The sequence below is a fragment of the Bradyrhizobium sp. 170 genome (assembly GCF_023101085.1).
Taxonomy (GTDB): Bacteria; Pseudomonadota; Alphaproteobacteria; order Rhizobiales; family Xanthobacteraceae; genus Bradyrhizobium.
Window position 1 is genome coordinate 160,172 of record NZ_CP064703.1, and the last position, 25,595, is coordinate 185,766.

At 63.8% G+C, this 25,595-nt stretch carries 26 protein-coding genes; 11 read left to right on the forward strand and 15 right to left on the reverse strand.

All coding sequences use genetic code 11. The annotated features are described in order from the left end of the window. Positions 1 to 126: 126 nt before the first annotated feature. From IVB05_RS00785 to IVB05_RS00795, 3 genes are read right to left on the reverse strand one after another with little or no spacing between them, the layout of a single operon-like run. A complete protein-coding gene (locus IVB05_RS00785) occupies positions 127 to 828 on the reverse strand; it encodes an SIMPL domain-containing protein (RefSeq protein WP_247782571.1) in 702 nt (233 codons plus the stop codon). Between the two features lie 5 nt (positions 829 to 833). Continuing rightward, a complete protein-coding gene (locus IVB05_RS00790; protein WP_247782572.1) occupies positions 834 to 1,544 on the reverse strand; it encodes a GyrI-like domain-containing protein in 711 nt (236 codons plus the stop codon). Further along, entirely contained in the window at positions 1,541 to 1,729 is a 189-nt protein-coding gene (locus tag IVB05_RS00795; RefSeq protein WP_247782573.1) for a hypothetical protein, read from the reverse strand. Before IVB05_RS00795 ends, IVB05_RS00790 begins: the two co-directional genes overlap by 4 nt. Here IVB05_RS00795 and dapF point away from each other — a divergent pair. Together dapF and mtaB are read left to right on the forward strand one after the other, a co-directional pair. Next, positions 1,728 to 2,600: a diaminopimelate epimerase gene (gene dapF, locus IVB05_RS00800; protein ID WP_247782574.1), complete on the forward strand. Its 873-nt coding sequence runs from the start codon at positions 1,728 to 1,730 to the stop codon at positions 2,598 to 2,600. The two genes, IVB05_RS00795 and dapF, sit on opposite strands and share 2 nt — an antisense overlap. A gap of 5 nt (positions 2,601 to 2,605) precedes the next feature. After that, a complete protein-coding gene (gene mtaB / locus IVB05_RS00805) occupies positions 2,606 to 3,871 on the forward strand; it encodes a tRNA (N(6)-L-threonylcarbamoyladenosine(37)-C(2))-methylthiotransferase MtaB (RefSeq protein ID WP_247782575.1) in 1,266 nt (421 codons plus the stop codon). A 172-nt stretch (positions 3,872 to 4,043) separates the two neighbouring features. Here the strand turns inward: mtaB and IVB05_RS00810 are convergent, their stop codons facing one another. Beyond that, positions 4,044 to 4,679 (reverse strand): RNA pseudouridine synthase, encoded by a 636-nt coding sequence (locus IVB05_RS00810; protein ID WP_247782576.1) that lies wholly within the window; start codon positions 4,677 to 4,679, stop codon positions 4,044 to 4,046. Positions 4,680 to 4,836: 157 nt separating this feature from the next. On the opposite strand from IVB05_RS00810, the gene ftsY reads away from it, so the two are divergent. Together ftsY and IVB05_RS00820 are read left to right on the forward strand one after the other, a co-directional pair. After that, on the forward strand, positions 4,837 to 5,784 hold the full coding sequence (gene ftsY / locus IVB05_RS00815; RefSeq protein ID WP_247782577.1) for a signal recognition particle-docking protein FtsY: 948 nt from the start codon (positions 4,837 to 4,839) through the stop codon (positions 5,782 to 5,784). A 1-nt stretch (position 5,785) separates the two neighbouring features. Then, positions 5,786 to 6,388 carry a septation protein A gene (locus IVB05_RS00820; protein WP_247782578.1) on the forward strand — a complete coding sequence of 201 codons (603 nt, stop codon included), beginning with the start codon at positions 5,786 to 5,788 and terminating at the stop codon, positions 6,386 to 6,388. Positions 6,389 to 6,543: 155 nt separating this feature from the next. On the opposite strand, the gene IVB05_RS00825 is transcribed toward IVB05_RS00820, so the two are convergent. From IVB05_RS00825 to ccmA, 6 genes are all read right to left on the reverse strand, one after another. Beyond that, the gene (locus IVB05_RS00825; protein WP_214488340.1) at positions 6,544 to 6,903 is read right to left on the reverse strand and encodes a helix-hairpin-helix domain-containing protein; all 360 of its coding nucleotides are present in this window, start codon (positions 6,901 to 6,903) and stop codon (positions 6,544 to 6,546) included. A 206-nt stretch (positions 6,904 to 7,109) separates the two neighbouring features. After that, positions 7,110 to 7,703: a DsbE family thiol:disulfide interchange protein gene (locus IVB05_RS00830; protein WP_247782579.1), complete on the reverse strand. Its 594-nt coding sequence runs from the start codon at positions 7,701 to 7,703 to the stop codon at positions 7,110 to 7,112. Further along, complete coding sequence (gene ccmD / locus IVB05_RS00835; protein ID WP_247782580.1) at positions 7,700 to 7,882, reverse strand: heme exporter protein CcmD; 183 nt, start codon at positions 7,880 to 7,882, stop codon at positions 7,700 to 7,702. Before ccmD ends, IVB05_RS00830 begins: the two co-directional genes overlap by 4 nt. Position 7,883: 1 nt before the next feature. Beyond that, complete coding sequence (locus tag IVB05_RS00840) at positions 7,884 to 8,615, reverse strand: heme ABC transporter permease (RefSeq protein WP_247518821.1); 732 nt, start codon at positions 8,613 to 8,615, stop codon at positions 7,884 to 7,886. A 92-nt stretch (positions 8,616 to 8,707) separates the two neighbouring features. After that, positions 8,708 to 9,376 carry a heme exporter protein CcmB gene (gene ccmB / locus IVB05_RS00845; protein WP_247782581.1) on the reverse strand — a complete coding sequence of 223 codons (669 nt, stop codon included), beginning with the start codon at positions 9,374 to 9,376 and terminating at the stop codon, positions 8,708 to 8,710. Then, the gene (gene ccmA, locus IVB05_RS00850) at positions 9,373 to 9,975 is read right to left on the reverse strand and encodes a heme ABC exporter ATP-binding protein CcmA (protein ID WP_247782582.1); all 603 of its coding nucleotides are present in this window, start codon (positions 9,973 to 9,975) and stop codon (positions 9,373 to 9,375) included. The genes ccmB and ccmA overlap by 4 nt, the downstream gene beginning before the upstream one ends. Before the next feature lie 224 nt (positions 9,976 to 10,199). Between ccmA and acnA the strand changes: the two genes are divergently transcribed. The 3 genes from acnA (at position 10,200) to IVB05_RS00865 (ending at position 14,820) form a co-directional block, all read left to right on the forward strand. Beyond that, positions 10,200 to 12,920 carry an aconitate hydratase AcnA gene (gene acnA, locus IVB05_RS00855; protein ID WP_247782583.1) on the forward strand — a complete coding sequence of 907 codons (2,721 nt, stop codon included), beginning with the start codon at positions 10,200 to 10,202 and terminating at the stop codon, positions 12,918 to 12,920. 261 nt (positions 12,921 to 13,181) lie between these two features. Beyond that, positions 13,182 to 13,943, forward strand: a complete 762-nt coding sequence (locus IVB05_RS00860; RefSeq protein ID WP_247782584.1) for a DUF1223 domain-containing protein — start codon at positions 13,182 to 13,184, stop codon at positions 13,941 to 13,943. A 505-nt stretch (positions 13,944 to 14,448) separates the two neighbouring features. Continuing rightward, a complete protein-coding gene (locus IVB05_RS00865; RefSeq protein ID WP_247782585.1) occupies positions 14,449 to 14,820 on the forward strand; it encodes a DUF2794 domain-containing protein in 372 nt (123 codons plus the stop codon). 449 nt (positions 14,821 to 15,269) lie between these two features. On the opposite strand, the gene IVB05_RS00870 is transcribed toward IVB05_RS00865, so the two are convergent. The 5 genes from IVB05_RS00870 to IVB05_RS00890 all read right to left on the reverse strand — a co-directional run bounded on the left by IVB05_RS00870 (position 15,270) and on the right by IVB05_RS00890 (position 21,537). Further along, a complete protein-coding gene (locus IVB05_RS00870; protein WP_247782586.1) occupies positions 15,270 to 16,430 on the reverse strand; it encodes an IS110 family transposase in 1,161 nt (386 codons plus the stop codon). A 92-nt stretch (positions 16,431 to 16,522) separates the two neighbouring features. Continuing rightward, the gene (locus IVB05_RS00875) at positions 16,523 to 17,053 is read right to left on the reverse strand and encodes a GNAT family N-acetyltransferase (protein ID WP_247782587.1); all 531 of its coding nucleotides are present in this window, start codon (positions 17,051 to 17,053) and stop codon (positions 16,523 to 16,525) included. Between the two features lie 140 nt (positions 17,054 to 17,193). After that, complete coding sequence (locus IVB05_RS00880) at positions 17,194 to 17,988, reverse strand: Bax inhibitor-1/YccA family protein (RefSeq protein WP_247782588.1); 795 nt, start codon at positions 17,986 to 17,988, stop codon at positions 17,194 to 17,196. A gap of 256 nt (positions 17,989 to 18,244) precedes the next feature. Further along, entirely contained in the window at positions 18,245 to 20,827 is a 2,583-nt protein-coding gene (locus IVB05_RS00885; protein ID WP_247782589.1) for an FtsX-like permease family protein, read from the reverse strand. Then, the gene (locus IVB05_RS00890; protein WP_247518812.1) at positions 20,824 to 21,537 is read right to left on the reverse strand and encodes an ABC transporter ATP-binding protein; all 714 of its coding nucleotides are present in this window, start codon (positions 21,535 to 21,537) and stop codon (positions 20,824 to 20,826) included. The genes IVB05_RS00885 and IVB05_RS00890 overlap by 4 nt, the downstream gene beginning before the upstream one ends. On the opposite strand from IVB05_RS00890, the gene IVB05_RS00895 reads away from it, so the two are divergent. The 4 genes from IVB05_RS00895 to mdh all read left to right on the forward strand — a co-directional run bounded on the left by IVB05_RS00895 (position 21,536) and on the right by mdh (position 25,479). After that, positions 21,536 to 22,264: an arylesterase gene (locus tag IVB05_RS00895; RefSeq protein WP_247787420.1), complete on the forward strand. Its 729-nt coding sequence runs from the start codon at positions 21,536 to 21,538 to the stop codon at positions 22,262 to 22,264. The genes IVB05_RS00890 and IVB05_RS00895 overlap by 2 nt on opposite strands. Before the next feature lie 179 nt (positions 22,265 to 22,443). After that, positions 22,444 to 22,980 carry an RNA 2',3'-cyclic phosphodiesterase gene (thpR, locus tag IVB05_RS00900; RefSeq protein WP_108520635.1) on the forward strand — a complete coding sequence of 179 codons (537 nt, stop codon included), beginning with the start codon at positions 22,444 to 22,446 and terminating at the stop codon, positions 22,978 to 22,980. Between the two features lie 198 nt (positions 22,981 to 23,178). Then, positions 23,179 to 24,363: a cell division protein ZapE gene (zapE, locus tag IVB05_RS00905; protein WP_247782590.1), complete on the forward strand. Its 1,185-nt coding sequence runs from the start codon at positions 23,179 to 23,181 to the stop codon at positions 24,361 to 24,363. 147 nt (positions 24,364 to 24,510) lie between these two features. Further along, on the forward strand, positions 24,511 to 25,479 hold the full coding sequence (mdh, locus tag IVB05_RS00910; RefSeq protein WP_247782591.1) for a malate dehydrogenase: 969 nt from the start codon (positions 24,511 to 24,513) through the stop codon (positions 25,477 to 25,479). Positions 25,480 to 25,595: the final 116 nt, after the last annotated feature.

Genomic DNA, 25,595 nt, shown 5'->3' on the forward strand with positions numbered 1-25,595 from the left:
TCGTCCCTGCGAAAGCAGGGACCCATAGCCACCGTTGCTGATTGTTTGGAAAAGCTGGAGCTCCAGCTCGGCCTAACCACAAAGTCCTGTGGTTATGGGTCCCTGCTTTCGCAGGGACGACAGCAATTACTGCGCGGCCTTGATCGCCCAGGACACGCTCACCGTCACTGAAAGCGTCTCCTCGCCTTGCGCGACCGGTGCGCCGGCGGCCATGGGCGCGGCCACCTTGCCGCGATATAGCGGCACGGGCGCGCCTTCCTCGGAAATGCTGATCGGCTCGCCGAGTGTCACGCCGGCAGCCTTGGCGTAGATCTCCGCCTTGCGGCGCGCATCCGCGATCGCCTTCTCGCGGGCCTCGTCCAGAAATTTTGACGCCTGCGTTACCGTGAAATTGATGCCGCCGATCTCGTTGGCGCCGGCGCCCACCAGCACGTCGATCACGTTCGCGACCTTGGTCACATCGCGAATCCTGACCGTGACACGATTGCTGGCGCGGAAGCTGACGATACCTGTTGCGCGCTCCGCGGCTTTGGACGGCGTCGCAAATTGCGGCTGCAGCGACAGCCGCGAGGTCTGGTAGTCCTTTTCCTCGATGCCGGCGCCCTTGAGCGCCAGCAGCACCTTGCCCATCGCCGCGTTATTGGCATCCGACGCCTCGCGCGCGGTCTTGGCGTCCGACGTCACGCCGCCGTCGATCTGGGCCTGATCGGGCGCCACCGACACGTTCGCTTCGCCGGTCACGGAAATCGCAGGCGGCGGCATTGTCTGCGCCAGCGCGGGCGCGGCGAGCAGTGCAGCGGCAACGACAAGGCCGAACGGACGCTTCATGCCGATCACCTCAGCGGGACATAGACATTGATCACCAGCTTGTCCTCCGCCGTCTTCAGGGGATCGGTGATGTATTCCTCGATGAAGGTGTCCTTGGCCTCGAGCTTCTTGTCGTCGAGATGATTGGTGATCGCCTCATAGGTGTTGTCCATGTTGTCGTAGGAGCCGCGATGGACGAACTTCAGCGCCTTGCCGTCGGGCGACTTGCCCATGCTCATGTCCTTGGTCAGGTTCTTGACGTCCTGATCGACCGGAATCTGCGCCAGGAACGTAAAACCGGTATCGTCGGTCGAGGTGTAGACGATCATCGAATTGCCCGTGGCCTTGATGCCCTGCTTGTCGAGCACGGCGGTCAGCGCCTTGAACGCGTCGATCAGGGTGTCGAACGCCGAATCCCAATTCGCGGTGCCCTTCATGACAACCACTTTCTTGGGCTCGAGCGTGAACTCCTCGCCGAATGGATCGGCGTTCTGGACGCTGGCGGCGGGGGGAGGGGGCACCGGCGTCGGGGCTTTCTCCGCCGTGGGGGTATCCGCGGGCGACTTGGTCTCGGCCGGCGGCGGGACAGGCGCCGCCGATGGTGCGGGGCTGGGCACAGCCGACGGGCTCGCGGCCGGCGAGGCTGAGGGCGCCGGCGATTGGGCCAGCGTGGCCCCGCCAGATGCAACCATGGAGAGCGCGACCAAGGCCGCACGGAAAGTGCTGATACGGTTCATTTCAGGTATTCTCCATCCACCCCATCTGGCGGCGGCATGTCCCGGTCCGCGCCCGCCAGAATGGCGCCATTTTCTAACACGCAAGGTCCGCTTTCGTCCCATGACAGATGCGTCATATGCCCCTGTGTACTAGGCAATGCGCCATCATTCGCCATATAAGACAGGCAGAAATTGGGAAATTCCATGAGCGCGCTGGCCAACCACGCATTTGCCAAGATGAACGGCATCGGCAACGAAATCGTCGTGGTGGATTTGCGCGATTCCAAGGCCGCCGTGACACCCGAGGAGGCGCGGGCGGTCGCCTCGCCTGCGGGCGTGCCCTATGACCAGTTGATGGTATTGCAGCCGCCGCGGCTGCAGGGCACCGAGGCCTTCATCCGCATCTACAACAGTGACGGCTCCGAAGCCGGCGCCTGCGGCAACGGCATGCGCTGCGTGGTGCGCCGGCTGTTCGAGGAGACCGGCCAGACCGCCGTGACCTTCGAGACCCGCGCCGGGTTGCTGAATTGCTGGCAGGGCCCGGCGCCCGATCTCTATACCGTCGACATGGGCGCGCCCAAATTTGCCTGGCAGGATATTCCGCTGGCCGAGGAATTTCGCGACACCCGCTATATCGAGCTGCAGGTAGGTCCCATCGATGCGCCGGTGCTGCATTCGCCGTCGGTGGTCTCGATGGGCAATCCGCACGCGATCTTCTGGGTCGACGACGTCAACGCCTATGATCTCGAACGCTTCGGGCCGCTGCTGGAAAATCATCCGATCTTTCCGGACCGGGCCAACATCACGCTCGCCCATATCGTCGATCGCGATCACGTCACGATCCGCACCTGGGAGCGCGGCGTGGGGCTGACCCGGGCCTGCGGCTCGGCGGCTTGCGCGACCGCGGTGGCGGCGGCGCGGCTGAAGCGCGCCAACAGGACGGTCGAGATCACGCTGCCTGGCGGCAAGCTTGCAATCGAATGGCGCGAGCGCGACGATCACGTGCTGATGACCGGCACCGCCGATTTCGAATATGAAGGTCGTTTCGATCCGGCGCTGTTCGCCAGCGTCGCTTGAGAGCAATGAGCGTCGACGTCCTCACCTTCGGCTGCCGTCTCAACGCGTTCGAATCCGAGGTGATCGCCCGCGAGGCGGAGCGCGCCGGGCTTTCCGATACCGTCGTCATCAACAGCTGCGCCGTCACCAACGAGGCGGTGGCGCAGGCGCGGCAATCGATCCGGCGGCTGAAGCGCGAGCGGCCGGATGTGCGCATCGTCGTCACCGGCTGCGCGGCGCAGACCCAGCCGGAAATGTTCGCCGATATGGCCGAGGTCGATCGCGTCGTCGGCAATGACGACAAGATGCGGAGTGAGGCGTGGCGCGATGCGCGTGCGGCGTTCGACACAGGCTTTGGCGTCGGGACAAGCGAGAAAATCGCGGTCGCCGACATCATGGCGGTCAAGGAGATGGCGCCGCATCTGCTGGACGGTTTCAAGGCCGGCCTGCCGCGGGTGTTCGTCCAGGTGCAGAACGGCTGCGACCACCGCTGCACCTTCTGCATCATCCCTTACGGCCGCGGCAATTCGCGCTCGGTGCCGATGGGTGCCGTCGTCGAGCAGGTCCGTGCGCTGGTCGAGCGCGGCCATGCCGAGATCGTGCTGACCGGCGTCGATCTGACGAGCTATGGGGCTGACTTGCCGGGCACGCCGAAGCTCGGGCAATTGACCCGGCAAATCCTGCGGCATGTGCCGGAACTGAAGCGGTTGCGGATTTCGTCGATCGATTCCATCGAGGCCGACCGTGATCTGCTCGACGTCATCGCCAATGATGAGCGGCTGATGCCGCATCTGCATCTGTCGCTGCAATCCGGCGACGACATGATTTTGAAGCGGATGAAGCGGCGGCATTCGCGGCAGGACGCGATCGAGTTCTGCGCCCAGGTGCGGCGGCTCCGTCCGGACATCACGCTCGGCGCCGATATCATCGCGGGCTTCCCGACCGAGACAGAAGAGATGTTCGCGCGTTCGCAGGATCTCGTCGATGAGTGCGATCTCACTTTCCTGCACGTGTTTCCCTATTCCAAGCGACCCGGTACGCCGGCCGCACGGATGCCGCAGGTGGCCGGCGAAGCGATCAAGGCTCGTGCGAAGCGGCTGCGTGCGAGCGGGGAGGCGGCGTTGCAGCGGCGGTTGGCGGCAGAGGTCGGCACGACGCGTCAGGTTTTGATCGAAAGTGCGACGCAAGGGCGGACGGAGCATTTCCTGCCGGTTGCGATATCAGGCGAAACGCCGGGGGCGGTGATGTCGCTCGCGATCGAGGGCCACGACGGTGTGCGCTTGACGGTGTGAGCCACAAACTCCGCCGTCGTCGTAGGGCTTGACCGGGCGATCCAGTACGCCGCGGCCTCTCGGCTCATCACAGATGTCTCTGGAATACTGGATCATCCGCCCCAGTGCGCAATTGCGCACAAGGCGGATGATGATAGCGGTAGTTGGAGCGCCGTGTTTACCCGCGAGCCGACTACTCCCCGTTCCACCCGCACGCCCTGAGCCGCTCCCGCATGTGCTCCGGCGCCGGCGCGACCACGCGCACCGGTTCCTTGTTCTTTGAAATCGGAATCACGATCTCGCGGGAATGCAGATGCAGGATCGGCTCGCCAAAACGAGGTCCGTTGCCGTAGATATTGTCGCCGACGATCGGCCAGCCCATGGCGGACGTGTGCACGCGCAATTGATGGGTGCGGCCGGTCACCGGTTCCAGTGCGAGCCAACAAAGGCCGTCGCCGCGGCCGCGCACTTCCCAGTTGGTGATAGCCTTCTGCCCGTCCGGATCCGGCTTCTGCCACCAGCCGCGTTCGACGTTGAGCCGCCCCAGCGGCATGTCGATGGTGCCTTCATCTTCGGCAGGCCCGCCTTCGATCACCGCCCAATAGGTTTTCCCAATCTTGCCGTGCTTGAACAACAGGCCGAGCGAGGCGGTGGCCTTGCGATGGCGTCCCAGCACGAGACAGCCGGAGGTATCCTTGTCGAGCCGGTGGGCCAGCACCGGCGGCCGCGGCAGGCCAAATTGCAGGCCGTCGAAGGATGCTTCCAGATTGGCGCCGCCCTTGGGGCCGCGATGCACCGGCAGCCCCGCAGGCTTGTCGATGACAAGCATCAGCCCGTCGCGGTGAAGCACGCGGGCCTGGATTTCATCTGCCGTTAAGCCTTGGACATCAAGGGATGTCCTGGGAACATCAAAGGATGTTCCGGGGACATTGATGGATCTGTTGTGACTTCCGCTCATGGCGCGAAACCGCTAACACGTCCCCGACATGAGCGATACCACTCCCGGAACCCCCAAACTAAGCTGGTGGCGGCGGCTTTCGAGCGGCCTGAAGCGGACCTCGAGTTCGCTGGGCTCGGCCGTTGCCGACCTCGTCACCAAGCGCAAGCTCGATCGCGCCATGCTCGACGACATCGAGGATGTGCTGCTGCGCGCCGATCTCGGCACGGCTGTGGCGGTCCGGATCGCGGACGCCGTCGGCGCCGGCCGTTACGACAAGGCGATTTCGGCCGATGAAGTAAAGACGGTGGTCGCGACCGAAGTCGAGAAGGTGCTCGCGCCGGTCGCCAGGCCGCTGGAGATCGACGCGGCGCAAAAGCCGTTCGTCATTCTCGTGGTCGGCGTCAACGGCTCGGGCAAGACCACCACCATCGGCAAGCTTGCCGCGAAGCTCAGCGCCGAGGGCCGGAAGATCATGATGGCGGCCGGCGATACGTTCCGTGCCGCGGCGATCGAGCAGCTCAAGGTCTGGGGCGAGCGCACCAAATCACCGGTCATTGCGGGCGCACAGGGCTCGGATTCGGCGAGCCTCGCCTTCAACGCGCTGACCGCGGCGAAGGAACAGAATATCGACGTGCTGCTGGTCGATACCGCGGGGCGTTTGCAGAACAAGGCCGAACTGATGAACGAGCTCGAAAAGGTCGTTCGCGTCATCAAGAAGGTCGATGCGTCAGCCCCGCATGCGGTGCTGCTGGTGCTCGATGCCACGGTGGGACAAAATGCGCTGTCGCAGGTCGAAGCGTTTCATCGTACCGCTGGCGTCACGGGCCTCGTGATGACGAAGCTCGACGGCACCGCGCGAGGCGGCATCCTGGTGGCGCTGGCGGAGAAGTTCAAACTGCCGGTGCATTTCATCGGCGTCGGCGAAGGCATCGACGATCTCGCGCCGTTCACCGCGCGGGATTTCGCCAACGCGATTGCAGGAATCGAAAGCTGACATGGACAAGACCCAGCCGCATCCGGTGTTCAAGCTCGCGACCGAACTCGGTCCGCTCATCGTGTTCTTCGTCGCCAACGCCAAATTCAACCTGTTTGTCGCGACCGGCGCCTTCATGGTGGCGATCGTGGCGGCGATGATCGCTTCCTATGTGGTGGTGCGGCATGTGCCCATGATGGCGATCGTCACCGCGGTCATCGTGCTCGTGTTCGGCACGCTGACGCTGGTGCTGCACGACGAGACCTTCATCAAGGTCAAGCCGACCATCATCTACGGCCTGTTCGCCGCGATCCTCGGTGGCGGTCTCTTGTTCGGCCGCTCCTTCATCGCGATCCTGTTCAATCAGATGTTCAACCTGACGCCGAAGGGCTGGCGCATCCTGACCATGCGCTGGGCGTTGTTCTTCCTGGGGATGGCGGTTCTGAACGAAGTCATCTGGCGCACGCAGTCGACCGACTTCTGGGTGGCCTTCAAGGCGTTCGGTGCGCTTCCACTGACGATGATCTTTGCGATTTCCCAGATGCCGGTGATCAAGCGCTACCATCTGGAGCCGGCCTCGCTCGAGGCGAGCGAAGCGGAAGCGGGCGATGTGAGCAAGGGGTGAGCTCTGCTCCCTCGCCCCGCGCTTGCGGGGAGAGGGTTGGGGTGAGGGGTTCTATCCGCGAGTTGAGTGCTGAGGTGAGGGCGGTACCCCCTCACCCGGATCGCAAGAGCGATCCGACCTCTCCCCGCAAGCGGGGAGAGGTGAGAGAGAAGCAATCAGCTCTTCTGCTTGGCGATGATCTTGTCCTTGATCTTGTCGTAGGTCGCTTGCGGCAGGATGCTCTTGTTCACGAGATCATCCTTGCCCTTGTACGGCCGGCCCGCGATGATTTTGGCGGAATAGGCCTTGCCGACGCCCGGCAGTGCGTCGAGCTGATCGGCGGTCGCCGAATTGATGTCGAGCAGTTCGGCCTTTGGTGCCGGCGCCATCTTCGACTCCGAGGCCTTCGGCGCAGGAGCCATCTTGCTGTCGGATTTGGTCGCAGGCTGCGCGGTCTGGGCCATCGACGGGGTGGCCGTCAGCATGCCGAGAGTGAGCGCGGTGGCGAGAAGAGAAGCGAGCGTGAAATGACGCATAGGGTGTCCCTCCAAGGACGGTTCAAGTAACCCCATCAAGCTAGCTGCGAATTCGTGGCGGCGCCATGGCTCTAAAATGAACGTCAGATAAAAGCGCAGGATTATTTGATTGCTGCTTCGTCATTCCGGGGCATCGCGCAGCGATGAACCCGGAATCTCGAGATTCCGGGTTCGATGCTTCGCATCGCCCCGGAATGACAACGACGTTATTTCTTCAACGCCTTCTCGATCGCGACCTTCAGCACGCTGTCGAGATTGGCCGGCGTCACCGGCCCGACCAACTTGTAAACAATGGTGCCGTCGCGGCCGACCACGAAGGTTTCGGGCACGCCATAGACGCCCCATTCGATCGCGCCGCGGCCGCTGCCATCGACGCCGACCATGCTGAACGGATTGCCGTAGCGGCCGAGGAAGCGGCGGGCGTTGTCGGGCGAATCCTTGTAGTTGATGCCGACGATCTGCAAGCGCGTATCCTTGGCCAATGCAGTCAGGAGCGGCGCCTCGTCGTGGCACGGCACGCACCAGGACGCCCAGACATTGACGACGGAGACTTTGCCCTTGAAGGCCGCGGGGTCGAGCCCGGGGACCGGCGCCCCGTTGTGGACGAGGCCTTCCAGTGCCGGCAGCGCGGTTTGCGGCGCCGGGCGGCCGATCAGGGCGGAGGGGATTTTTGAGGGATCGCCGCCATACAGCCGCAGCAGGAACAGTCCGGCGACGGCCATGAAACCGATCAGCGGCAGCGCCACCAGCCAGCGCCGGCGGCGCGGCGGCCCATCCGATGTTGTGAGCGGCGCGGTCATCGGATGTCCGTCGCCTGGCGGCCGGAGCGCCGGGTTATGCCGCTGGCCTCGAGTTCGCGCAGACGCTCCTTCTGCTGGCGATAATCGAGCGCGATCCAGCTGATGAGGATCAGCACGACCGCCGCCACCAGCGCGTAGGAGGTCACGATAAAGGAGGCGTAGGGTCCAAGCGACGTCACGTCATGCCGCCTGCTGGCTGGCTTGCATCATCTGCAAGCTGCGCACGCGCCGGCGCAGGATCTCGTTGCGCATCGCCGCCAGATGCAGCGTGACGAACAGCAGCGAGAAACCGAGCGCCATCACCAGCAGCGGAATCAGGAAGGCGCGGTCGAGCGTCGGCCCGCCCATCCGCAGCACAGACGCCGGCTGATGCAGCGTGTTCCACCAATCGACCGAGAATTTGATGATCGGCAGATTGAGCGCGCCGACCAGCGTCAGGACGGCGGCGGCCCGTGCCGCCCGCGAGGGATCGTCCACCGCGCGCCACAGCGCCATCAGGCCAAGATACATCAGAAACAGGATCAAGACCGAGGTCAGCCGCGCATCCCATTGCCAATAGGTGCCCCACATCGGCCGTCCCCACAATGAACCCGTGACCAGCGCCAGAAAGGTGAACGCAGCGCCGATCGGGGCTGCCGCTTTCGCCGCGACATCGGCAAGCGGATGCCGCCACACCAATGTGCCAAGGGCTGCAAGGCTCATCACGCTCCAGACGAACATCGACAGCCACGCATTCGGCACGTGGATGAACATGATCTTCACGACGGCGCCGTGCTGATAGTCGTCGGGCGCCATCGCCGCCTGGTAGAAGCCGACCAGCAGCAGGATCGCGGTCGCGCCCGCCAGCCAGGGCAGCACGCGCGCCGTCAGCGACAGGAATTTCGTGGGGTTGGCGAGATCGATCAGCGTCATGGCATCCTGATAGTCGTCAGCGGCGGGGCAGGCAATGCGGCTTGGTTTGTTTCATATGGCCTCCGCGAGAGTTGATCGGCGTCAAATCGTGCTCAGTCCAGACCGTGCCGCAGGCTGGCCGCGGCGGCAAACGGCCCGATCACGAAACTGACCAGCGAGATCGCGCAGAGGATCGAAAACGGTGTTCCAAATGACAGGGGACCCGTAATGGCTGCCTGCGACGCCGCGACGCCGAAAATCAATACCGGGATCGACAGCGGCAACACCAGCACCGCCAGCAACAACCCGCCGCGGTGCAGCGTCACGGCAAGCGCCGCGCCGATCATCCCGGTGAACGTCAGCGCCGGCGTTCCCACCAGCAGCGTCAGCGCCACCGCCGAGGTCGCCGTGGCGTCGAGATTGAGCATCAGCCCGAGCACGGGCGTCGCCACGATCAGCGGCAGTCCGGCCGCAAGCCAATGCGCCAGCGCTTTTGCGGCACATGCCAGTTCCAGCGGCGTCCGGCCCATCACGATCAGGTCGAGCGAACCGTCGTCGTGGTCGGCCGTGAACAGGCGGTCGAGCGTGAGCAGGCTCGCCAGCAGCGCGCCGAGCCAGAGGATCGCCGGTCCGAGCCGCATCAGCAGCGCCAGATCGGGCCCGATCGCGAACGGCATCAGCACCGTAACGGTGAGGAAAAACAGCACGCCGATCAGCGCCCCGCCGCCGACGCGAAGGGCGATTCTGATGTCCCGGCGAATCAGTGCGGCGAGGGCGGTCATGTCGCTGCCCCCATCCGCAGTTCCCTCGCGTCGATCCCGAGTGGGGTATGCGTGGCGGCGATGATGATGCCGCCGCCTGCCAGATGCTCGCGCATGACGCCGACGAAAAGGTCCAGTCCGGCGGTATCGAGCGCCGAGGTCGGCTCGTCCAGGAGCCAGACCGGCCGCCGCACCACCAGCAGGCGCGCGATCGAAAGCCGCCGCCGCTGGCCGGCCGAGAGAAATGCCGCCGGCAGATGCGTGGCATGGCCGAGCCCAACGGCCTTGAGGCATTGGCTGCTATCGCCGGCCTCACCGCCCAGAAAATCCTGCCAGAACGACAGGTTTTCCAGAACGCTCAGCGCCGGTTTCAACGCATCGCGATGGCCGAGATAGTGGGTTTGCTCCGGCAGGGTCAGCTCGGCCTCGCCCCCTTGCAGGCCGACCGATCCGCCCGCCGGCACCAGCAGGCCCGCTATCAGGCGCAACAGCGAGGTCTTGCCGGAGCCGTTCGGGCCGACCACGGCCAGCGCCTCGCCGGAGGAGGCTTCGAAATCGAGGCCCGAGAACACGCCGCGGCCGCCCCTGATACAGTCGATTTTGCGCCCGGAGAGCCGCATTTTGCTTCGTCACAGCCCTCTGAAATTGATGGGTACCGCGTCAGAATTTGTGGGTACCGCATCGCTGCAGCACGTTTGTCGATGTGGCGGCGCTTCTAGAAAGATTCTATAAGCCCGGAACTTGATGCAGCACACAATCGGCGGCTGCAAGCCAAGAGCCAGCCTTACGCCGACGGTGTTTAAATACCCTTGCCGGGTATAACTAGAATTTGGGATTTCCTGACATGACCTCGCTCGACAGCTTTAAATGCCGCAAGACCCTCAAGGTCGGCAGCAAGACCTACGTGTATTACAGCCTGCCCGCCGCCGAGAAGAACGGTCTGAAGGGAATTTCCAAGCTGCCCTATTCGATGAAGGTGCTGCTGGAAAACCTGCTGCGTAACGAGGACGACCGCACGGTCAAGAAGGCCGACATCGTTGCGGTGTCGAAGTGGCTGCGGAAGCGCAAGCTCGAGCATGAAGTGGCGTTCCGCCCGGCGCGCGTGTTGATGCAGGATTTCACCGGCGTGCCGGCGGTGGTCGATCTCGCCGCGATGCGTAACGCGATGCAGGCGCTCGGCGGCGATGCCGAGAAGATCAACCCGCTGGTGCCGGTCGATCTCGTCATCGACCACTCGGTCATCGTCAACTTCTTCGGCGACAACAAGGCGTTCGGCAAGAACGTCGTCGAGGAATACAAGCAGAACCAGGAACGCTACGAGTTCTTGAAATGGGGCCAGAAGGCGTTCTCGAACTTCTCCGTGGTGCCGCCCGGCACCGGCATCTGCCATCAGGTCAATCTCGAATATCTGGCGCAGACGGTGTGGACCAAGAAGCAGAAGATGACGGTCGGCAAGAAGACCGGCACCTTCGAAGTCGCCTATCCGGATTCGCTTGTTGGCACCGACTCGCACACCACCATGGTCAACGGCCTCGCCGTGCTCGGCTGGGGCGTCGGCGGCATCGAGGCGGAAGCCTGCATGCTCGGCCAGCCGCTGTCGATGCTGCTGCCGGAAGTCGTCGGCTTCAAGCTCAAGGGCCAGCTCAAGGAAGGCGTTACTGCGACCGACCTGGTGCTGACCGTGACGCAGATGCTGCGCAAGCAGGGCGTGGTCGGCAAGTTCGTCGAGTTCTTCGGTCCCGGCCTCGACTTCCTCTCGGTCGCTGACAAGGCGACCATCGGCAACATGGCGCCGGAATACGGCGCGACCTGCGGCTTCTTCCCGGTCGACGCCGCAACCATCGATTATCTCAAGACCTCCGGCCGCAAGGCGGATCGCGTCGCGCTCGTTTCGGCTTACGCCAAGGCGCAAGGTTTGTTCCGCACCGCGAAATCGGCCGACCCCGTGTTCACGGAAACGCTGACGCTCGATCTCAAGGATGTCGTGCCGTCGATGGCCGGCCCGAAGCGCCCTGAAGGGCGCGTCGCACTGCCGGCCGTTGCCGCCGGCTTCGCCACCGCGCTCGCCGGCGAGTACAAGAAGCCGGAAGACGCCGAGAACCGCTATTCGGTCGAGAACCGCGATTTCGATCTCGGCCATGGTGACGTCGTGATCGCGGCGATCACCTCCTGCACCAACACTTCCAACCCCAGCGTGTTGATCGGCGCCGGCCTGCTGGCGCGCAACGCTGCCGCCAAGGGCTTGAAGGCAAAGCCGTGGGTCAAGACCTCGCTTGCGCCCGGAAGCCAGGTGGTCGCGGAATATCTCGCCAATTCCGGCCTCCAGAAGGATCTCGACAAGGTCGGCTTCAATCTGATCGGCTTCGGCTGCACCACCTGCATCGGCAATTCGGGTCCGCTGCCGGAGGAGATTTCGAAATCGATCAATGACAACGGCATCGTCGCTGCCGCGGTGCTGTCGGGTAACCGCAATTTTGAGGGCCGCGTCAGCCCCGACGTGCAGGCCAATTATCTGGCATCGCCGCCGCTGGTCGTGGCTTATGCGCTGGCGGGAACGGTGACAAAGGACCTCGCGGTCGAGCCGATCGGCGAGGGCAAGGACGGCAAGCCGGTGTACCTGAAGGACATCTGGCCGACGACCAAGGAAATCAACGCCTACATGAAGAAGTTCGTGACCGCCACGATCTTCAAGAAGCGTTACGCCGACGTGTTCAAGGGCGACACCAACTGGCGAAAGATCAAGACCGTCGAGAGCGAGACCTACCGCTGGAACATGAGCTCGACCTATGTGCAGAACCCGCCCTACTTCGAGGGCATGAAGAAAGAGCCGGAAGCGATCGTCGACGTCGTCGATGCGCGGATTCTGGCGATGTTCGGCGACAAGATCACCACCGACCACATCTCGCCGGCCGGCGCGATCAAGCTGACCTCTCCGGCAGGAAAATTCCTCTCGGAGCATCAGGTGCGCCCGGCCGACTTCAATCAGTACGGCACGCGGCGCGGCAATCACGAGATCATGATGCGCGGCACCTTTGCCAACATCCGCATCAAGAACTTCATGCTGAAGGGCGCCGACGGCAATATTCCGGAAGGCGGACTTACCAAGCACTGGCCCGACGGCGAGCAGATGTCGATCTACGACGCGGCGATGCAGTACCAGGCCGAGAGCGTGCCGCTGGTGGTGTTCGCCGGCGCCGAATACGGCAACGGCTCCTCGCGCGACTGGGCCGCGAAGGGGACCCGCCTGCTCGGCGTCCGCGCCGTGATCTGCCAGAGCTTTGAGCGCATCCATCGCTCCAACCTGGTCGGCATGGGCGTGTTGCCGCTCACCTTCGAAGACGGCACGTCATGGACGTCGCTTGGCCTGAAGGGTGACGAGAAGGTGACGATCCGGGGCTTGCAGGGCGACCTGAAGCCGCGTCAAACGCTGACGGCCGAGATCGTCTCCGGCGATGGCGCGCTGCAGCGCGTGCCGCTGCTTTGCCGGATCGATACCCTCGACGAACTCGAGTACTACCGAAACGGCGGCATTCTGCATTATGTGCTGCGCAAACTCGCGGCCTAGAGCTTTTCCGGTTCTGATTGAATCAGAACCGGGCTCCAGGTTTTTGTTTTGACGCGTTTTCTTTGCGCGAACCGGGATCCACTTCGCTTGAAAACGCTATGACGCGGATTTGTGATCAGTGCCTCACTGCGAAGTGAGTGGCGAGCAAGAAGAAGGCGGCCTAATGAAAAGGCCGCTTTCGCGCGTCTGGGGTGCGCTTTTTTGGGATCAGATCATGCCCCGTACAAATACGGATGGAAGACGCTACCACCGGTCCGCACAATGACAGCTATGATGGCCTATAGTTGTATCTCGCGATGGTCCGGTGCGCTCGGCGTTTGCGCAATCATCGCCGTCATCCGCCCGGCCCACGCTGAACCTCGCGCGGTGGTTGAATTGTTCACCTCGCAAGGCTGCTCGTCATGCCCGCCAGCCGACCAGATCATCGGCGAACTCGCCAAGGATCCGTCCGTGATCGCGCTGAGCCTGCCGATCGACTATTGGGATTATCTCGGCTGGAAGGACACGCTGGCGGACAAGCGGTTCAGCGCGCGTCAGAAAGCCTATTCGCAGGCACGCGGCGATCGCAATCTCTATACGCCGCAGATGATCGTCAATGGTTCGACGCAAGTGATCGGCAGCGATCGCGCCAGCATCGATGGCGCGATCAAAAATACCGGCAAGGCCGATGGCGTGATGTCGGTGCCGGTGACGATGAGCTTGTCCGGCAAATTGCTCAATGTCTCGGTGGCCGCCAGCAAGGTGCCGACCGTGGCGCGTGGCGAAGTCTGGATCTGTTCGGTCTCGAAGGCCATACCGATCATGATCGGGCGCGGCGAGAATCGCGGCCAGGAAGTCACCTACTACAACGTCGTGCGCAACCTCGTGAAGGTCGGTGACTGGAACGGCAGTCCGGAAAGCTGGACCGTGCCGCTTGAAAATATTTCCCGCGACGGCGTCGACGCCGCGGTCGTCTACGTCCAGGACGGCAGTCGCGACAAGCCGGGCGCGATGCTCGGCGCCGCCTACACTGCGCTGAGGTAGTTGGCGCTCCATCAGGGCTACGATGCTGCCTTCACGGGATTGCGCTGATCGGCCGGTTCCCTGATGGTCACCGTCAGTGCTCGCGTTTCACGCGGCCTGGAACGGCGGCTGAGGTTGGAACCGTCCCCCAAACGAAAAAGGACCAACTTTCGTTGGCCCAGTATCGGGATTAACTCCCTCTGCGAACAGGCCCGATCCCGACGGCCCCGGGGGGCTGGGGGCTGAGGAATCCGGAACCGAAAGGACCGGGCCAACGCAGGATTATCTTGTCGCAACCTAGCGGGGCGGGCGGTTGGCGGAAGTAGGGCAGCAATAAGATTCCGCTAACGATCCCGTGAATCGGTGTTTCCCGCGATGTCGGGTGGTTCCGCGCGGTTTCCTTCGTATTTGCAACCCTCTTGCAGCGTCCTGCGGTTAGCGCAATCATGTAAACCTCGGCATGCTCCCGAAAAGTGGGGACCGGTTTTCGGAACGAGAGCATGCCTGAGATGACAGGAGGCGCTCCATGAGCTCGATATCGGAGGACACCGATCCAAGCGAGAGCCGCGCAGCGGCGCGCACCGCCACCGCAATCCCCCCGCCGAATCGTGTCACGTTTAATCGTCTCGAACTCAACCGTATCCTCAATCTGTATGGGCGCATGGTCGCCGACGGCGAATGGCGCGACTACGCCATCGACTTTCTGAAGGACCGCGCGGTGTTTTCGGTCTTCCGCCGCGCCTCCGAGGTTCCGATTTACCGCATCGAGAAAGATCCGCGGCTCGCGCGCAAGCAGGGCATGTACAGCGTGATCTCGGCGACCGGTCTGATCCTGCGCCGCGGCCACGAGCTTGAGCGCGTGCTGCTGGTGATCGACCGCAAGCTGGCGCTGGTGTAGCGAAGCCGCCGTAGGGTGGGCAAAGGCGCACTTGCGCCGTGCCCACCATCTCTCCCCGGAACGCCGCTCTGATGGTGGGCACGCTTCGCTTTGCCCACCCTCATATGAGGCCTTTTGAGTCAAGCATCCCAACCGGGGCTTGGATGTTATTTTTTGCATTCGGTGGAGCGGCGGCGCGCGGAGCCATGCGTAGCGCAGCGTGCCGCCGCGGTCGGTGCGCTCAGGAACTGGCTTCCGGCGATTTATGCAGCAGCTCACTGCATCACCTCATATCCGGTCGGGCGGTTACAGCCCGGTACCCACATTCCGCATGCTTGCGGCGAGGAAGCCACGGGGATGAGACCCATCTACGAAGCGGCCTGTTGACTTGGCCCAAGGGTGGCACGGTCATCATCCATTCCGCGCTGACCGCGGCCGATGCCGCGACGCTGACGCGTTGCTTGAAACGTTTACGGCTTCGCGGCCTTGAGCAGGGCTCCTTCGGGGACCAGGCCGGTTGTGAGGTAGCGCCAGAGCGCCACCATCAGCTTGCGCGCCAGCGCCACGATGGCGATGCGCTTGTTGCGCTTGCTGGCATTGTGGGTGCGGCTGCGGAACCATCGGGTGAGCGCACTCTCCGGCTGATGCCGCAGCCACAGCCAGGAAAGTTCGATCGCGGCGCAGCGGGCGCGCGGATTGCCCGCCTTGCTGATGCCCTGGTCGCGGTCGGTCCCGCCGCTCTGCCATGGACTGGGCGCCAGCCCGAAATAGCTCGCGACCTCACGCCGGTTGCGGAAATCCTTGTAGAACACCTCGCTGGCCAGCGTCGTCGCGAACGCCGGGCCGAGGCATTTGAGCCGGAGCAACAGTTCGCTGCGCTCCGCCATCTGCGCCGCCGCAGGTGCCGGATCCGCTTGAGCCGACGCCTGTGCGAGCGCCTCGAGCTGTTCGCGTACCAGCATCAGCCGCGCGTGCTCGTACTTGATCTCCGCCAGCATCTGCCGTGGCACCGCCTGGCCCTGCCAATCCCGCTGCGCCGCCAGCCAGCTCAGCCAGTCGCGCCGGCGCGGGTTCCCGACCGCCATGCCCAACAGCCGCAGCAGCGCCTTGATCCGGCTGGTGTGAGCGGTCTGTTCCTTGATCAGCCGGCCGCGTTCGCGGCTGGCGCGGCGGGCGTCCTCTTGCTCCGGCGCTGGTACCCGCACGATCCGTACCACCCGCGGCTCACCGCGCAGATACGCCATCAGCGTCCGCAGCATCTTCTCGCCATCGATCCGGTCGGTCTTCACCCGTCGCGCCCGTTGATCCACCGCAATGCTCGCAGGGTCAAACACGTAGTTCGTGATCCCGGCCGCCATCAGAAGCCGGTGCAGCCAGAACCCATCGTAGCCCGCTTCGTAGCAGCTCACCACCGCCGGAATGGCTCCCAGCGCCCGAGCCGCCCGGTCGCGCTCCCGACCGACCAACGCCAACAGCTCGGCATGATCGCCCCCCTCCAGCCTATGGCGGGACATCTTGCCTTTGTCAGGGCTGTGCAGCGTCACCAGCCAGCTCTTCTGGCTCAGTTCGATCGCAACGAAAATTGTGCCACAATGGCCGGTGGTGGGCGTGGCTACGGTCGATGCTTGCATCTGACTCTCCGATGGTTCGAGTGTGGAAACCCAAACCTACCGGAAAGGCCACGCTCACCGCCCCATGGAATCTACGAAGCTACGAAGCCGCCTCAATCCTTCGGCACCGTCGACCCGCCTTCACCGAGCGCGATCTGCATCATCACCGTGTCGAGCCACCGGCCGAATTTGAGGCCGACATTGGCGTGCGTCCCGATCATCTGGAACCCGCATTTGGTGTGAAGGCCGATCGAGCCGGCATTGGCGGAATCGCCGATCACGGCGATCATCTGCCGGAAGCCGCGCGCCTCGCATTCGGGGATCAGCCGCTGCAACAATTGCAGGCCGATACCGCGGCGGTGGGTCGAGGGTTGCAGGTAGATGGAATTCTCCACCGTGAAACGATAGGCCGGCCGCGGCCGATAGGGCCCCGCGTAGGCGTAGCCGATCACGCGACCTTCAACCTCGGCAACGAAATAGGGGAAGCCGCCATCGATCAGCGCCCGGAATCGCCGGGTCATCTCGGCGAGATCGGGCGGAATCAGCTCGAACGTCGCGGTGCCGTGGCGCACCGCGTGCTCGTAGATTTCGGTGATGGTGGGGAGGTCGGCCTCGGTGGCGGAACGAATTTCGGGAACGGACATGGGGAGAAAGATATCAGCAGACCGACAAGGATCAACGCTTTCTGCCATGTCCGGGATGAGCCCCGCCATGACGATGGCGACCAAAAGAAAAGCCCCGGCCGCGAGGCCGGGGCTTCAACTCGTAACCTGGTCGGTAGCGACTAGTCGCGCTGGCCGAGCAACTGCAGCAGCAGCGTGAACAGGTTGATGAAGTTCAGGTAGAGCGACAACGCACCGGTAATCGCCGCTTTCTCGGCAATCTCGCCGCCTTCCGAGGCGTAGCCGTAGATGTAGTCGTTCTTCAGCCGCTGGGTGTCATAGGCGGTGAGGCCCGCGAACACCAGCACGCCGACCACCGAGACGATGAACTGCAGCATCGAACTCGCGAGGAACAGGTTGACCAGGCTCGCGATGATGATGCCGATCAGGCCCATGAACAGGAACGACCCCATGCCGCTCATGTCACGCTTGGTGGTGTAGCCGTAGAGGCTCAGTGCGCCGAAGGTCGCCGCGGTGATGAAGAACACCCGCACGATCGAGGTGTGCGTGTACACCAGGAAGATCGACGACAGCGAAATGCCCATCAGCGCCGCGAACGCCCAGAACAGCAATTGTGCCGTCGCGGGCCGCAGCCGGTTGATGCCGAACGAGATCGCGAACACCATGGCCAGCGGCGCGAGGATGAACAGCCACTTCAGCGGGCTGACATACATCGCGTAGCCGAACGGCGTCAGGAAGGTGTTGTTGCCGAACTTGGCGGCGGCGCCGGCCTGATCCGTGGTTACGGCACCCATATAGACGCCGAGCGCCGCAAGGCCGGTGATGGCCAGGCCGATGCTCATGTAGTTATAGATGCGCAGCATGTAGGAGCGCAGACCGGCATCGACGGTCGCGGCATCAACGCGCCCGGCGGCCCGGCCGAAAGGAGAAACGTAGTTACGGTCTAGGTCCGACATGGTCGAATTCCCGTTGGTTGCCCGGCGGTGCGCAAGGGTTTGCGGCGCCGGTTAGATTTCTATCTCAGATGCCCTGATTTGCTGACATTAATTTCACGCATTAATCTCACGTCATCAAGCCGGCCTCTGATCTTGGCTGGTATGTGGGAAACTAACACATTCGACGCAAGCTTCCACGCGCGGCTGAATGTCGCTTCTGCCGGTCATTTCTGAGCAAAAGCAGCGTTAACCCCGGCTTTCCGCCCGCTACAAATTGTCACAAATTCCGCAACACGCTGGCCGGCTTCTGATTCAGGGCGAGCAACGTTCCGGCGAGTCCCAGCCCCACCGTGACGATCAGGGCGGCGGCGACCACGCCTGCGGCGCTGCCGGCCTGCCAGATGAAACTGAGCGTCATCAGCCGGGTCACGATCAGCCAGGCCGCGATCGAGCCCGCGATCACGCCGAACACCGCGGTGGCAAGGCCGATCATCAGGTACTCCAGCGCGTAGGCGCCAAGCAGTCGCGCCCGGGTTGCACCCAGCGTCTTCAGGATCACCGCGTCATAGACCCGGTGGCGGTGGCCGGCGGCCAGCGCGCCGCCCAGCACCAGGATCGCCGAGATCAGCGTCACGGCGCTGGCGCCGCGGATGGCGAGCACGAGGTTGGTGATGACGGTGCCGACGGTTTCCAGCGCCTCGCGGACCCGGACGCTGGTCACCATCGGGAAGGCGTCCGCCACCTGCTTGATGATCCGGGCGTCGCCGGCCGGGTCCGGATGGACCTCGGACAAGGTCGCGACATGGCTGTGCGGCGCACCCCTGAACGCGTTGGGCGAGAACACCAGCACGAAATTGATGCCGAGCCCCTGCCAGTCGACGTTGCGCAAATTGCTGATCTTGGCCGGAATGTCGCGGCCGAGCACGTTGACCACGATCTCGTCGCCTATTCTGAGCTTCAACCCGTCGGCGATCTTCTTCTCCAGCGAGACCAGCGGCGGGCCGCTATAGTCCGCGCTCCACCATTCGCCCTCGACCACCTTCGAGCCCTTTGGGACTTCGTTGGTGTAGGTCAGGCCGCGGTCGCTCTGCAGCACCCACTCGGACTCCTGCGACGGCTTGAGTTCGTCGGCCTTGACGCCGCGGGCGCCGACGATGCGCCCGCGCAGCATCGGCACGTCGTCCACCGTCGATTGCGGCGCGACCTGTTTGAGGAAGGCGCCGAAGCGGTCGGCATCGGCGGTCGGAATGTCGATGAAGTAGAACGAGGGCGCTTTCTCCGGCAATGCCGCCAGGAATTGCCGGCGGAGATTGCCGTCGATCTGGGTGATGGTGACCAGCACCGCGAGCCCGAGGCCGAGCGACATCACGACCGAGGGCGTCAGCGCGCCGGGCCGGTAGATGTTGGCGATCGCCAGCCGCAGCATGGTGATTCGGGATCGTGGCATGCGGCGTGCCAGCGCCATCAGGCCGGCCGCGACGCCGCGCAGCAGCGCGAACACTGCAACCGAGGAGATCACGAATACCATCGCGATCCGCTTGTCATAGGCAAGCCCGATCGCCACAGCGACCAGGAGCGCGATCACCACGGCCATCAGCGCGAGATAGCTCCAGCGCGGGCGATGCCACTCACGGGCGACTTCCTCGCGAAACAGCGCCGCGACCGGCACGTCATGCACCCGGCCGAGCGGCCATAATCCGAAGGCGAGCGCGGTGAGCAGGCCATAGATGAACGACAGCGCCAGTTCGTCAAGGTACAGGGCAGGGATCACCGGCAGCGGCAGCAGCTTGCCGAACACGCCGACGATGACAAACGGCAAAGCCGCACCGGCGGCCAGCCCGATCACCGAGCCTACCGCGGCGAGCAGGATTACTTGCGTCAGGTAGATCGTGAAGACGTCGCGCCCGGTAGCGCCCAGCGCCTTGAACGAGGCGATGACGTCGCGCCGGCGATCGACATGGCTCTTGACCGCATTGGCGACGCCGACGCCACCAACCAGAAGCGCGGCGAGGCCGACCAGCGTCAGGAACTGGGTGAAGCGGTTGATGGTGCGCTCGAGTTGCGGCGAGGCGTTGCTGCTGCTGCGGATCCACCAGCCGGCCTCGGGCAGGGCGCTCCGTGCGCTGTCGATCAACTGAGTCGCGGCGCGATCGTCGATGTTATTGGCCGGCAGCTTCACGCGGTAGATCCAGCGCACCAAGCTGCCGGGCTGCAGCAATCCGGTGGCTCGCAGACTCTGCTCGCTGACCAGAACGCGCGGGCCCAAACCGACATTGCCGGCGAGCTTGTCCGGCTCGGCCGTGACCGTGCTTCGGATCTGGAACGTGGCGTTGCCGATTGTGATGCGGTCGCCGAGCTTGAGATCGAGCCGCGCCAGCAGGGTGGAATCGACCGCCGCGCCGAACGCGGTGCCAGACGTATCTTGGCGCTCGGCCAGCAGATCCGCCATCGGCATTTTGGGATCCAGCGTTACCGCCCCGAGCATCGGGTAGTTGCCGTCCACGGCCTTGAGTTCGACCAGTGCCAGCTTGCCGTCGCTGCTGCGGGCCATGACCCGCAGCGCAGCCGCGACCGAAACCTGGCCGCGCGCACGCAGGAAGGCGATTTCCTCCGGCTTGGCTTCGCGCTGGATCAGCGAGAAAGCAACGTCGCCGCCCAGCAACGTGCGGCCCTCGCGCGTCAAGCCTTCGCTGAGGCTGGCCGCGACCGAGCCGACCCCGGCAATCGCCATCACGCCGAGCGCGATGCAGGCGATGAAGACGTAAAAGCCGCGCAAGCCGCTGCGCAGTTCGCGAAGCGCGTAGCGCAGGGCAAGGGATGACGCGCGGCTGCGGTAAATGGGTTCGGAAACGGCGGTCATGAATGTCCGTCGATCCGGCCGGAGCGCAGCCGCACCACGCGGTCGCAGCGCTGCGCGAGTGAGGTATCGTGCGTTACCAGCACCAGTGTCATGCCGCGCTCGCTGTGCTTGGTGAACAGGAGATCGACGATCTGCTTGCCGGTGGCTTCGTCGAGATTGCCGGTCGGCTCGTCCGCGACCAGGATCGCGGGATCGGGCGCCAGCGCGCGGGCCAGCGCAACGCGCTGCTGCTCGCCACCCGATAATTGGGTCGGATAATGGTGCAGGCGATCGCCGAGCCCGACGGATGTCAACTCTTGCGCCGCCCGCTCTGCCGCATCGGGATTGCCGGCGAGCTCCAGCGGCACCGCGACGTTTTCCAGCGCCGTCATGGTCGGGATCAGATGAAACGACTGGAACACGATGCCGACCTGGCGGCCGCGGAAGCGCGCCAGCGCATCCTCGTCGAGGGCATTGAACGGCGTGCCGTTGACCACCACCTCTCCGCTGTCGGGACGCTCCAGCCCCGCCATCACCATCAGCAAGGTCGATTTGCCGGAGCCTGAAGGTCCGATCAGGCCGATCGCCTCGCCCGACGCCACACGAAGGCTGATATCTTTCAGGATATGAACGCGTGCAGCGCCCGAGCCGAGCGAGAGGTTGACGTTGGAGATGGAAATGGTGTCCGGCCCGACGCCGGTCAGTGAAGAGGGTTCGATGAGACTGTCCATGGCTCGGTCATATGGCACTTCCACCGCTCGGGTCGAGGGCTTGAAACGGATGTTTGCGCACATACGCGTGTTGATTGTGGCTTTGATGACGGCCGGGCCGGTTTTGGCGCAAGCCCAAGCTCAAGTCCAAGCTCAAGCCCCCGCCACCGCACCCGCCAAGCCGGTCAAAATGGTCGTCCTCGGCGATTCCTTGAGCGCCGGCCTTGGCCTTTCGGCCTCGGCGGCGTTTCCGGCGCGTTTGCAAAAAGCCTTGGGCGACAAGGGGATAAAGGTCGACATGATCAATGCCGGGGTGTCCGGCGACACCTCTTCCGGCGGTCGCGACCGGCTGGACTGGTCGATCCCAGAGGGAACCGAGGCGGTCATCCTCGAACTTGGCGCCAACGATGCCTTGCGTGGGATCGACCCGGCCGTCACCCGCGCCGCCCTCAGCGATATCCTGACGCGGCTGAAGGCGCGCAAGATCGCCGTGCTGATGTGCGGAATGCTCGCCCCGCCCAATTACGGAAGTGAATATGCCGCCCGCTTCAACGCAATCTATCCGGAGCTTTCAAAATCCTTCGGCGTGCCGCTCTACCCGTTCTTCCTGGAGGGGGTCGCCGCCGACGCCAAGCTCAACCAGGCGGACGGGTTGCATCCGACCGCAGAGGGCATCGATGCCATCGTGAAAAATATTCTGCCTATGGTGGAGGCATTTCTCGGCACGATCTCCGGGCAGCGGAGTTGAAAAAGATGCAAACGAATAACGTTACCGCTGGTTTTCCCCGTAGCATTCCGGTCTGCCGGCGCGGCGTGCTTCGCAGGGTCATATAAGTCGGGTAGGAATTAGTGATCGGTGATTCGTCACCGGGTTTGCTGTCAGGCGTGAGCCTCCAAAGCTGACGCCTTCGCATCGAGGATTTTGCGATGCCGCGTTTGTTTGCTGGACTGGAAATTCCGGCCGAGATCGGCCAGAGCCTTTCCAATTTGCGTGGCGGCCTTCCCGGCGCCCGCTGGATCGATCCCGAAAATTACCACGTCACCTTGCGCTTCATCGGCGATATCGACGGCATGTCGGCGAATGAAATCGCCTCGATGCTGTTTCGGATCAACCGCAAGCCGTTCGAGGTCAAGGTGCAGGGCCTGCAGAGTTTTGGCGGCAAGAAACCGCGCGCGGTGGTCGCTTCCGTCGAGCCGAGCCGGCCGCTGATCGAGCTGCAGGCCGAGCTCGAACGGCTGATGCAGCGGATCGGGCTCGATCCCGAGGGCCGCAAATTCACGCCACACGTGACGCTGGCGCGGCTGCATGATGCCTCCAGCCAGGACGTTGCCGATTATCTCTCGGTGCGCGGCTATTTTCCGAGCCGAACATTCATGGCGTCGCGCTTCGTGCTGTTCTCATCCCGCGCCTCCACCGGCGGCGGGCCCTATGTGGTCGAGGATTCCTACGCGTTGAGTGCGTGAGGCTTGGTGCGCGTCACGTCCACCGCCGTCATCATCCGCGAAAGCGGATGATCCAGTATACCAGAGACGCCTGAGATAGAACCGAGGGGCCGCGGCGTACTGGATACCCGCCTTCGCGGGTATGACGGGCTGTGTTTGCATACCCCCAACACCAATTCACGGCTTGCAATTTCTCTACGCTTGAGGCCGAAAGGGGCCATGCTGTCGACCGACCCCACCTCGTTCCGCGCACAGTACCAGGCGCAGGTTTCCTCCGGCGCGATCGAGGCCGATCCCGCGCAGGCCGCCGCCGCCGAATCGTTCTCAGCGCTCGAGGAGCGGCTTTCGAGCTACAAGCCGGCGCGCAAGCTAAGCCTGCTTGGCCGGTTGTTCGGCGACAAGAGCGAGCCGCCGCCGCGGGGGCTTTACGTTCATGGCGAGGTCGGCCGCGGCAAGACCATGCTGATGGACCTGTTCTTTCAGCACTCTCCGGTCCAGCACAAACGCCGCGCCCATTTCCACGAATTCATGGCCGAGGCGCATGAGAAGATCTACGCCTATCGCCAGAACATCGCGCGCGGCGAAATCGCGGACGGCGACGTGATCGAGCTGACGGCGAACGCCATCTTCGACGAGGCCTGGCTGCTGTGCTTCGACGAGTTTCACGTTACCGACATCGCCGACGCCATGATCCTGGGGCGGCTGTTCTCAAAACTGTTCGAACTCGGCACCGTCGTGGTGGCGACCTCGAACGTCGCGCCCGAAGACCTCTACAAGGGCGGCCTCAACCGCGCGCTGTTCCTGCCCTTCATCACGCAGATCGAAGATCGCATGGACGTGCTGCGGCTCGACGCGCGCACGGATTTCCGGCTGGAAAAACTCGCCGGCGTGAAGATGTGGCTGGTGCCGCCGGACGATGAAGCCGGCGCCGCGCTCGATCGCGCCTGGCGCAAGATGACGGGCAACGCGCCGTGCAAGCCGCGCGACATCACGATCAAGGGCCGCGTTCTGCGCGTGCCCTGTTCGGCCCATGGCGTCGCGCGCTTTAGTTTCTCCGATATCTGCGAAAAACCGCTGGCCGCGTCGGACTATCTGCGGCTGGCGCATGATTATCACACCATCCTGATAGACCGCATTCCGGTGATGGATTACCCCGAGAAGAATGCCGCCAAGCGTTTCATCTCGCTGATCGACACGCTCTATGACAATGCCGTGAAGCTGATGGCTTCGGCCGAGGCTGACCCGGTGTCGCTATACCTGGCGACCGATGGCAATGAGGCCAACGAGTTCAAGCGGACCTCGTCACGGCTGATCGAAATGAGCTCCGAATCCTACCTGGCGCTCCCGCACGGCCGGAAGGATTCCGCGGCGAGCGGGTCGAGCACGGGGCTGGTGGAAACGTAGTCTTTCGCTGGCATGCCTGACCGAAATCGAGGCGGGGCCTTAGAATTGGGCACGCCCCGGCTTGAACCGGTCATTCGAAAGGGATAACCAGCCATCCAACTTCCTTATCCACACCCCTCATCTTCGTCTCAGAAGGACAAATTTCCCATGGCGCGCGACAAGATTGCTTTGATTGGCTCCGGTCAGATCGGCGGAACGCTGGCTCACCTCGTCGGCCTGAAGGAGCTCGGCGACGTCGTGATGTTCGACATCGCTGAGGGCGTTCCCCAGGGTAAAGCGCTCGACATCGCGCAGTCGTCCCCGGTCGACGGTTTCGACGCCCACCTCACCGGCGCAAACTCCTACGACGCGCTCGATGGCGCCAAGGTCTGCATCGTGACCGCCGGCGTGCCGCGCAAGCCCGGCATGAGCCGCGACGATCTGCTGAGCATCAATCTCAAGGTCATGGAGCAGGTCGGCGCCGGCATCAAGAAATATGCCCCCGACGCCTTCGTCATCTGCATCACCAACCCGCTGGATGCGATGGTGTGGGCGCTGCAGAAGGCTTCCGGCATGCCGCACAAGAAGGTGGTCGGCATGGCCGGCGTGCTCGACTCCGCGCGGTTCCGTTACTTCCTCGCCGACGAATTCAACGTCTCGGTCGAAGACGTCACCGCCTTCGTGCTCGGCGGCCACGGCGACACCATGGTACCGCTGACCCGCTACTCCACTGTCGCCGGCATTCCGCTGCCCGACCTCGTCAAGATGGGCTGGACCTCGCAGGCCCGCATCGACGAGATCGTCGACCGCACCCGCAACGGCGGCGCCGAGATCGTCAACCTCCTCAAGACCGGTTCCGCCTTCTACGCGCCCGCGGCGGCCGCGATCGCGATGGCCGAGAGCTACCTGAAGGACAAGAAGCGCGTGCTGCCCTGCGCCGCCTATCTCAACGGCGAATACGGCGTGAAGGACATGTATGTCGGCGTTCCCGTCGTCATCGGCTCGAAGGGCGTCGAGCGTATTGTCGAGATCGAACTGGCCGGCAAGGACCGCGAAGCTTTCGACAAGTCGGTTGGCGCCGTTCAGGGCCTGGTCGACGCCTGCAAGAAGATCGCGCCCGATCTGCTCGGCCGTTGATTTTGCTCGGCTTTCGCTCCTTCGCGGGGGCGAAAGCGTTTTCAGGGTTGCAGTTCTATTGGTATATGGTATGCCAACTACCAATGCCGGTGAACTGTAGAACTCGCCGCTAAGGG